Genomic DNA, 9005 nt, shown 5'->3' with positions numbered 1-9005 from the left:
TGATACGCCGACGGTGGCAGCCGAGTGGATGGTCCGGGTGGAACTCCGGCCGCCCGGGAAGCAGGGCTATGAATTGGTCCCAGAGCGGTTCTGTCAGCCATGATGGAAGCGCGGGCACAGGTCTCCTCAGGGGTCACAGAGCGTCGCAACTCCATGATCACTATGGCCTGTTCCCGTTCTGCCACCGAGGTTCCCCGTCGCGCCTATCCGCGCAACCTCTTAACTACGCGGAGAACAGAGCGGTTCGATTGACAGACCTGGGCGGTCAACCCTGTACACCTGGCTCTGCGCACGACAGCCCGATCAGCCTCCTCTGCTGGCCCGGGTTCGGCCGCGGCGGCCCACGTGTCATTCGAGTTCTCTTGCCGCTCTTGCTGCCGCGAGAATGCCGTCCACAGCGGAGCGGTCGGTCACCCGGCGCCGGTACTCATCGTTGCGCAGTGAACCGCCCATGGCCGGCCGGGGGTTGCGGTGGAGAGCCGGGCTGTCGACCGTTGTGCCGGCGCTGAAGTGAAGTTCCTGTGCACCGGTGATCCGCAGGATGCGCTGGGTGTTACGGGCGTTGATCCCCCCTCCGGGCATGATGACAACTCGGTTGTCGGCCGCGCGTATCAGCTCGGCCAGTCGGGGTGCTCCCTCCAATGCCGTGGATTCCCCGCCGGAGGTCAGAACGCGGTGGACGCCTAGGGCCACCACCTCCTTCAGCGCGGCGAACTGATCGCGCGCCATGTCGAAAGCGCGGTGAAAGGTGACGGAGAGGCCGCCGGCGGCGGTCAGCATGCGTCGGACCGTCGGCGTGTCGATGTCGCCCTCCGCTGTGAGCGCGCCGATGACTGTGCCATGGGCACCGAGTGCTGCGGCGGTCTCGATGTCTCGGACCATGATCCGGATCTCATCGTCGTCGTAGATGAAGTCCCCTCCGCGGGGGCGGATCAGTACGTGCACGCCGATGGCGGGTGCGGCTGCGACCGTGGCCTCGATCAGACCGGCGCTGGGGGTGACGCCGCCCACGAAAAGGGCGCTGCACAGTTCGACCCGGTGGGCTCCGGCGTCCTGGGCGACGCGTGCCCCGGCCGCCGAGTCGACGCACACTTCGTACCGGATCCGGTGACTGGTGTTCGTCGTCGTCACTGTCGGTCTCCTCAGGTGCGTGCGCCGTCATTCCCGGCCGGCACCGTGTCCGGCGGGCTCTCGGCCGGCTGCGTCGCCGCCGCGCCGCTGGTGCGGCGGGGACGTCCGTCACGTTGTTGGATCACGCGTCCCAGTTTGGAGAGAGTGGCGTTGACCAGGAGGTAGAGCGCGGCGACAACGATGTAGGTCTGGATGAGCAGGTGACTGTAGGTCGCGTATACCTGGCCGCTGTACAGCAGCTCGTAATAGCTGACGATGTAGCCCAGCGAAGTGTCCTTGATCAGCCCGACGGCCTGGCTGATCAAAGACGGAACGACTCTGCGCAGCGCCTGCGGGAGCAGGATGATGCGCAGAGTCTGGGAACGCGACAGGCCGAGGGCTGCTCCGGCCTCGCGCTGGCCGCGGTCCAGGGACACGAGGCCGGCCCGGAAGATCTCGGCGGTGGACGCGGCGACCGACAGTGCCAGCGGGGCGACCAGCTTCCAGTACAGCGGGAGGTTGAGACCGTACTTCGGCAGGGCGAAAAGCGTCAGGTAGATCAGCAGCAGAACGGGGACGGTCCGCATGACCTCCACGTAGGTGCCGGCGATCCAGCGTACGGGGCGGCGTGAGGACATCCGGCCGATAGCCAGTAGGAGTCCGAACGGTGCAGCGATGGCGGCGGATCCGAGGGCGGCTAGAAGGCTGTACCAGGCGCCGTTGAGCAGGAAGCGCCACACCGGCCAGGTGCCGAACGGCTGCCACTTGTGGGTGGCCAGTTGCCCGTGCGAGGAGAACTGATGGACGGCCAGGGCCGCGGCCAGCAGGAAGGCGACGCCGGTGGCGAGGGACCACAGGCGTGCCCGGCGTTTGGCGCGGGGGCCGGGTGTGTCGAAGAGGAGGGTTGGTGTTGAGGTCATCGGACGATCGCCACCCTGCGTTCGATGAAGCCGCCTGTCAGCCCGATGACGAGGGCCAGTGCCATGTAGGCGATTCCGGCACCGACGAAGACGGCGATGGGCTGGGCTTCTTGGAGGTTGACCTCGTTGGCGGCGTGGGTGAGCTCCACCACGCCCACTGCGGCGGCGAGGGAGGTGTTCATGGTCAGTGCTATGAAGACGTTGGTGAGGGGCTGAACCACGGCGCGCAGGGCCTGCGGCAGCACGATGTGCCGCAGGTTCTGCAGCGTGGTCAGACCGAGCGCCCGTGCCGCTTCCGCCTGTCCCAGTCCGACGCTGTTGATTCCGCTTCGGATCGCCTCGGCTGTGTATGCGGCCTCGTACAGGGACAATACGATCACCGCGGTGGTGAACAGCGGGAAGATGATCCCGGCCTCGGGGAGGGCGAAGACGAAGAGCAGCAGCCACGCTAGCAATGGAATGTTCTGGAACAGTTCCACGTAGGCGGTGGCGGCGCCTCGCAACGACGCCACCGGACTGACACGGGCCGCTGCCACCAGCAGTCCGAGGATTAGCGCGCCGAAGAAGGACAGCACCATGAGCAGCAGGGTGCTCAGCAGGCCGTCGGTCAGTTGGGGCAGGTGATCGGTCAGGGCGGGCACCGAGGGTCAGGCCTTCGGGGTGTAGACGTCGGGGACGGAGCCGGGGGCCGGGGCGGTGGTGTCGCCGAGGGCGGTGCCGAGGCTGGCGTTCCAGACTTTGGTCCAGCTCCCGTCCTTCACCGCCGTGGTCAGCCAGGTGTTGACGAAGCCGGCCATGTCGTTCTGGTCCTTGGGCACGCCGATGCCCATGTGGCCGGTGTCGAATGGCTTGCCGTTGATCTGGAAGTCGGGGTGGTCCTTGAGGTCGGCGGCCAGAGTGATGCTGTCCTGCACGTATGCGGTGCCACGGCCCTGGGTCAGCGCTTGGATGCAGGCCGGGTCGGTGTCGAAGGTGAGGATCTTCGCCTTGGGTGCTTCCTTCTTGATCTTGGCGATGGCCGGAGTGTTGGCACCGGCTATGACCGTCTTTCCGTCGAGTTCCGCCAGGGATGAAACGTTGTCGCCCTTGCGGGTGGCGATCTCGAAGCCGCTGGAGAGGTAGGGGCCGACGAAGGTCACCTGCTTGGCGCGCTCTGGCGTGATGCTGTAGGTCTGGAACACTACGTCGACCGTATGGTTCTGGAGCAGTGCTTCCCGCGTCTGGGTGGCGGAACTGAGGATGTGCACGTTGGGCTTGCCGAAGATGTAGGTGGCCAGGAGTTGGCCCATGTAAGCATCGAAGCCCTCGTACTTGCCGGTGACGGGGTTCTTCTGCGACAGCAGCGGGGCGTCGGAGGAACCTCCGACGATGAGGTAACCGCGCTTACGGATCTTCGCCATGGTCGTGCCGTCGGCCATCGTCGCCTCGGCGGCCACCGGGGCTCCCTTGAGGAAGGATGCGGTGGAGTCGGATGAGCTGGCGGACTGGCTGCCCGGGCCGCCGGGGAGAGCCGATCCGCCGCCTCCGCAGGCGCTCAGGCCGAGCGCCAGGATCGACGCGGAGGCGACAGCGAGGAAAGTACGGCGCGACGTTCGCACGACAGTTGTGGATCTCATCGGTCTACTTTCGTGAGATGAGTACTATTTACAGGTTTTAACTGATTTTCCGTCAGCGTCGTCTGCTGGGGGCGGGCGAGGCGGCGACGCAAGGGTGTCCTGTGGTGACGCCGGGGGGCGTGGACGGCGTCAGCCGTGGGTGAGGACCTTGGACAGGAACTCCTGGGCTCGGCGACTGCGTGGCGCCGAGAAGAACTCTTCGGGTGCCGCCTCCTCCACGATGCGTCCTGCGTCCATGAAGACGACGCGGTCGGCGGCGGAGCGGGCGAATCCCATTTCGTGAGTGACGGCCACCATGGTCATACCGTCGGCGGCGAGAGCCTTCATGACCTCGAGTACCTCGTTGACCATCTCCGGGTCCAGGGCGGATGTCGGCTCGTCGAACAGCATGACCTTGGGGTCCATCGCGAGGGCCCGGGCGATGGCGACCCGCTGTTGTTGCCCGCCGGACAGCTGCGCCGGGAACTTGGCGGCGTGCGCCGCGACCCCGACGCGGTCCAGTAGTTCCATGGCCCGCTCACGGGCCTGTTCGGCTGGGCGCCCTAGGACCTTGACCGGGGCCAGGGACACGTTCTGCAGGACGGTCTTGTGGGCGAACAGGTTGAACTGCTGGAAGACCATGCCCACCTCGGCTCGCAGCCGGGCCAGTTCACGTCCCTCCAGCGGCACGGGCCGGCCCGCGACCGTGATGTCCCCGGCGTCGGCGACTTCGAGCCGGTTGATGCAGCGGCAGAGGGTCGACTTGCCGGAGCCGGAGGGGCCGGCCACAACGACGACCTCCCCGCGCGCGATGTCCATGTCGATGTCCTGCAGGACGACGTGCTCGCCGTAGGACTTCCGCAGCCCCCGGATGCGGACCATGGGCTGGTCCGCGTCCTCACCGATCGTTGATCCAGTGGCCATCGGAAGGCTCCTGTCGTTCGTACGGATTGGAGGAATCAAACGTCCAACCATCGAACTAAGTCAAGGAGTTACTTCTGGAAAATCCATGTGGTATCCATGTTCAATGGACTATCAAAGGGATCACGTGCCGGAGTGGGGTTCGCCTGCCCACCTTCTGCGTCTGGTGGCGACGGGCGGCGCGAACTCCCGCTCCTCCCTGGTCCGTTTGGTGAAGCTGGCGCCCTCGACCGTGTCCGCTCGGGTGGAGTACCTGCTCGAGCACCGGTATCTGGTGGAGTCCGGGAACGCTGTGTCTCAGGGGGGACGGCGTCCCAAGCTGCTGAAGATCCGCGACGGCGGAGGGCTGCTGCTTGCGGTCGACTTCGGCGCCAGCCATGCACGGATCGCCACGATCGACGTCGCCGGCCGGCCTCAGGCCGTCACCGAATTGCCCTGGGACCTCGCCCAGGGCCCGAAACGCACCGTTGACTGGCTGATCGAACGCTGCCGCGAGCTCATGGATTCCCCCGATCTGGCGGGGGTGCCCATCCGTGCGCTCGGCGTCGGTTTGCCCGGCCCGGTGGAGAACCGCGGGGGTAGCGTGGTCCTGCCCTCCCGGATGCCGGGATGGCATGGCGCCGCCATCCGGGAGACGCTCTCCGAACGTTTGGAGATGCCGGTCGTGGTGGAGAACGACGCCAACCTCATGGCTGTCGGCGAGCACCTCAGCGCACACCCGGACGTCGACCACCTGCTAGTGGTGAAGATGGGCACCGGCATCGGCTGCGGTGTCATCTCCGCCGGCCGCCTACACCACGGGGCGATGGGCGCGGCCGGCGACATCAGCCACGTCCGGGTCCCGGCCGCCGGCGATACGCCCTGCGCCTGCGGCAACACCGGATGTCTGGAGACGGTTGCCAGTGGCGCCGCCATCGCGCAGGCCCTGCAGGCCCGGGGCGTAGAGGTCCACCACCCCTCCGACATCCTCCGGCTCGTCCAGGAAGGCCATCCGTTGGCGACCGGCATGGTCCGGGAGGCCAGCCGCAGCCTTGGCGAGGTCATGGCCACCGTGGTGAACTTCTTCAACCCCTCCCTGCTCGTCGTCGGCGGAGCCCTCGCCGGCGCTCCCCCGCTGTTGGCTGGACTGCGAGGCGTCATCTATGAACGCTGCCTGCCGCTGGCGACGCAGTCGTTGGAGATCGAGGCGGCCTCCACCGGACCCAACGCCGGAGTCATCGGCGCCGGCCTGCTCGCCCTGCAGCAGATCTTGTCCCACCCCAGTACAGAGGAGACGACCCGATGAGCGGAACCGGTGACCGGACCGGCAAGCGTCTTCGCATAGGCATCGGCGGCGTGCACATCGAGTGCAGTACCTTCACCCCCCACTCCACCAGCTACGACGACTTCACCATCCGACGCGGTGCGGAACTGCTGAACCTGTTCGACTTCACCCGCCCCGGCCGGGAGGACTGGGCGGAGGAAGTCGAGTGGGTACCCCTGGTGCACGCCCGCGCGGTGCCCGGCGGCTCGGTCGATCCAGCCACCTACGCGCGACTCGAGGACGAGCTGACCAATCGGCTCAGGCAGGCCGGACCGCTCGACGGACTGGTGCTCGACCTGCACGGCGCCATGCACGTCGCCGGACGCCAGGACATCGAGGCCGACCTCGCCGCCGCAGTCCGCTCTGCCGTCGGCCCTGACTGCTTCATCGCCTCGCCGACCGACTTGCACGGCAGCGTCACCGCCGCCCTCGTCGCCCAGCTCGACCTGATCACCGCTCACCGTCTGGCCCCGCACGAGGACGAATGGCTCACCCGTGCCCGTGCCGCCCGGCTCCTCGTACACTGCCTGCGGCAGGGCATCCGGCCGTCCATGGCCTGGGTCCGCGTCCCCGTCCTCCTCCCCGGAGAGAAGACCAGCACCCAGCAGCAGCCCGCCCGCGGGATCTACGGCAGTCTCGCCGACATCGAAGCGCTCCCGGGTGTCCTGGACGCGGCTCTTTGGGTCGGCTACGCCTGGGCAGACGAACCTCGCAGCGCAGCGGCGGTCGTCCTTACCGGTACCGACGAGACTGTATTGCGTGACCAGGCGCGCCGACTGGCCGAACGCTACTGGCAGGCCCGGGACGCGTTCACCTTCGTCGGGCCCACCGGCACTGCTCAGCAGGCGGTCACCGCCGCCGTCGAAAGCACCCGGCGTCCCTTCGTCATCAGCGACTCCGGCGACAACCCCACGGCCGGTGGCGGAGGCGACACCGCGGACCTGCTCACCTTGCTCCTGGCGGACGACCGGATCGCCGAACGCGAACTGTCCACGATCTACGCCGGAATCCTCGACCCCCACGCGGTCACCCGGTGTACACAGGCAGGCGTGGGCAGCACGGTGGACCTCATGGTCGGGGGCTGGCTCGAGGGCCCGACCGGGCTACCAGCACGTCTGACCGGGCGGGTCGACCTCCTCGTCGACGATCCGGATGGCGGTCCCACCGCCGTCGTCACAGCACGTACCGTCAGTGTGGTCCTGACCAGCCGGCGCAGACCGTTCCATCACATTGCCGACTTCACCCGGCTCGGCCTCGACCCCCACCAAAGCGACATCGTGATCGTCAAGATCGGTTACCTGGAGCCCGAACTTCACAACCTCGCCCTCGACTGGATCATCGCGTTGACCCCCGGCGGCGTCGACCAGGACCTGCTACGGCTGGGCCATCATGAACTCGCCCGACCGCTGCATCCGTTCGACCACGACATGCCGGACCCGGACCTCACGCCACGGATCTTCCCGCCCCGTGCAGCGGGCGAGCGCATCGGGGCAGCCCTGTGAGCGCGTCGCTGTACCTTGGCGCGGATATCGGCGGCACCAAGATCGACACCGTACTCACTGATGGTGCCGGGGAGATGCTCGCCCACCGGCGGGTGCCAACCCCCGCCCAGGAGGGGCCCGTCGCCGTAATCGACGCGCTCGTGGCCACTCTGTCCGAACTCCGCGCACTCGCGCCCGCCGGCTGCACGGTCGCCAGGGCAGGCATCGGAACACACGGCATTGTCAGCCACCCAGAGGGCTCCATCGCCGTCGCCTCCCAGGCTCTGCCCGGCTGGACCGGAACCCCCTTGCGGCAGATCGTCTCCGAGCGCCTCGGCCTGCCAGTCGTCCTCGACAACGACGTCAACGTCCTCGCCTACGGCGAACTGGCCCTCGGCGCCGGCCGCGGCCACCGCGACCTGCTGTTCCTCACCGTCGGCACCGGCGTCGGCGGCGCCGTCATCACCGACGGCAACATCGTGCGCGGCCAACACGGATCCGGCGGAGAAATAGGCCACGCACCCTCGGCAGCAGCAGCGGGACTGCCCTGCAGTTGCGGCGCGGTCGGCCACCTGGACAGCATCGCCAGCGGTACCGCAATCCGAAGGGCCTATGCCGAGGCAACCCACACCGGGCCGGGCACCCGTACGGGAACACTCGACAGAGGCCCCGACACCTCCGAGATTGTCGTTCTCGCCACCAAAGGCGACCCCATCGCCCGGCAAGTGGTCACCAATGCCGCTCATGCTCTCGGCGAGGCCATCGGCGGCCTGGTCAGCGTGCTCGACCCGGCCCTCGTCGTGGTTGCCGGAGGCATGGCCTCCTCCGGCTCCATATTCTGGGACCCACTGCGCAACACCGCCCGCGCCTCCACGCTCCCGCTCCTCCGGGGAATCGACATCGTCGGATCACACCTGGGCACGGCAGCAGCGGCACGAGGCGCCGCTGCGCTGGCCAAGAACGAAACGCCACCCTCCACGGACACCACCGAGACCATCCAAGAGGGCAGTTGAAATCTGTTCGTGTTTCGTCAGCCGGAGGACAGAACGAGACCGCCGCATTGTGACGCTTGGGACGACGGACGTAGATCGAGTTGCCCTGTGCAGCCTCTAATCCGTCTGAGATCCTCGCACCCTTCCTCGCCCATGAGTGCCTCCCACCAGATGCGCCCGGCACGTCCCTAGGCGTAACCGCCCAGGGTGGTAGCCAATAGGTAGAAGGAGTGGTTGGGGATACCGCAGTTGATATGGACGCCGCCATCGTCTCCCCCGGTGCGCACATAGCCGTCCATATGGGCGGGCTGTGGATCCTTGCCGCATAGATCGTCGTCGTACGCACTGCCCGGTTCCTTCAACGAGCGGTAGCGTGTGCTCAGCGGCCTGTACGGGCCCGCGTAGACGGCCGAGGGCCCCGACCCCCCTGATGGGACGGGGCCTTCGTCGCCCCCAAAGGGTCTGCGGTGCTCACCTCTTCGACGACCGCAGCTGGTCTCGGCCGACTCTCCCACCCTCGTTCCCACGGGCTCGTGCGGGCCCTCATGGGAACGTCATGGGAACGGAAGGCCGTGTAAAGGCAAGGAAGGATCGGACGGGGACGGAAGGCCGCCTCTCGCTGACCAGCATGAACGGTGAATCTCGGGGAAGATCACCGCAGAGAGGGACGCCAATAGGGTCTG

The 9005-nt window shown here is 67.4% G+C and carries 8 protein-coding genes and 2 pseudogenes; 3 read left to right on the top strand and 7 right to left on the bottom strand.

Going from position 1 to position 9005, the window contains the following annotated elements; genetic code table 11:
• The 6 genes and pseudogenes from VXC91_RS39525 to VXC91_RS39500 all read right to left on the bottom strand — a co-directional run.
• Positions 1-118 (bottom strand): annotated as a pseudogene (locus VXC91_RS39525) (IS5/IS1182 family transposase); the annotation flags it as partial.
• Between the two features lie 230 nt (positions 119-348).
• A complete protein-coding gene (locus VXC91_RS39520; protein ID WP_329512191.1) occupies positions 349-1131 on the bottom strand; it encodes a copper homeostasis protein CutC in 783 nt (260 codons plus the stop codon).
• An 11-nt stretch (positions 1132-1142) separates the two neighbouring features.
• On the bottom strand, positions 1143-2030 hold the full coding sequence (locus tag VXC91_RS39515) for an amino acid ABC transporter permease (protein ID WP_329512190.1): 888 nt from the start codon (positions 2028-2030) through the stop codon (positions 1143-1145).
• A complete protein-coding gene (locus tag VXC91_RS39510; protein WP_329512189.1) occupies positions 2027-2671 on the bottom strand; it encodes an amino acid ABC transporter permease in 645 nt (214 codons plus the stop codon). Before VXC91_RS39510 ends, VXC91_RS39515 begins: the two co-directional genes overlap by 4 nt.
• 6 nt (positions 2672-2677) lie before the next feature.
• Positions 2678-3646 carry a glutamate ABC transporter substrate-binding protein gene (locus tag VXC91_RS39505; RefSeq protein WP_329512188.1) on the bottom strand — a complete coding sequence of 323 codons (969 nt, stop codon included), beginning with the start codon at positions 3644-3646 and terminating at the stop codon, positions 2678-2680.
• Between the two features lie 129 nt (positions 3647-3775).
• Positions 3776-4507: an amino acid ABC transporter ATP-binding protein gene (locus VXC91_RS39500; protein ID WP_408057592.1), complete on the bottom strand. Its 732-nt coding sequence runs from the start codon at positions 4505-4507 to the stop codon at positions 3776-3778.
• 145 nt (positions 4508-4652) lie between these two features.
• Between VXC91_RS39500 and VXC91_RS39495 the strand changes: the two genes are divergently transcribed.
• From VXC91_RS39495 to VXC91_RS39485, 3 genes are read left to right on the top strand one after another with little or no spacing between them, the layout of a single operon-like run.
• A complete protein-coding gene (locus tag VXC91_RS39495) occupies positions 4653-5831 on the top strand; it encodes an ROK family protein (protein WP_329512186.1) in 1179 nt (392 codons plus the stop codon).
• Positions 5828-7351, top strand: coding sequence for a M81 family metallopeptidase (locus VXC91_RS39490; RefSeq protein ID WP_329512185.1), 1524 nt, complete (start codon positions 5828-5830; stop codon positions 7349-7351). Before VXC91_RS39495 ends, VXC91_RS39490 begins: the two co-directional genes overlap by 4 nt.
• Positions 7348-8343, top strand: coding sequence for an ROK family protein (locus tag VXC91_RS39485; RefSeq protein ID WP_329512184.1), 996 nt, complete (start codon positions 7348-7350; stop codon positions 8341-8343). Before VXC91_RS39490 ends, VXC91_RS39485 begins: the two co-directional genes overlap by 4 nt.
• Positions 8344-8513: 170 nt before the next feature.
• Here the strand turns inward: VXC91_RS39485 and VXC91_RS39480 are convergent.
• Positions 8514-8690, bottom strand: a pseudogene (locus VXC91_RS39480) (M4 family metallopeptidase); the annotation flags it as partial.
• Between the last annotated feature and the right edge of the window lie 315 nt (positions 8691-9005).

It is taken from the genome of Streptomyces chiangmaiensis (assembly GCF_036281785.1).
Taxonomy (GTDB): Bacteria; Actinomycetota; Actinomycetes; order Streptomycetales; family Streptomycetaceae; genus Streptomyces; species Streptomyces chiangmaiensis.
Note: the sequence above shows the minus strand (reverse complement) of the source record. Positions and strands in the feature narration are given on the sequence as shown.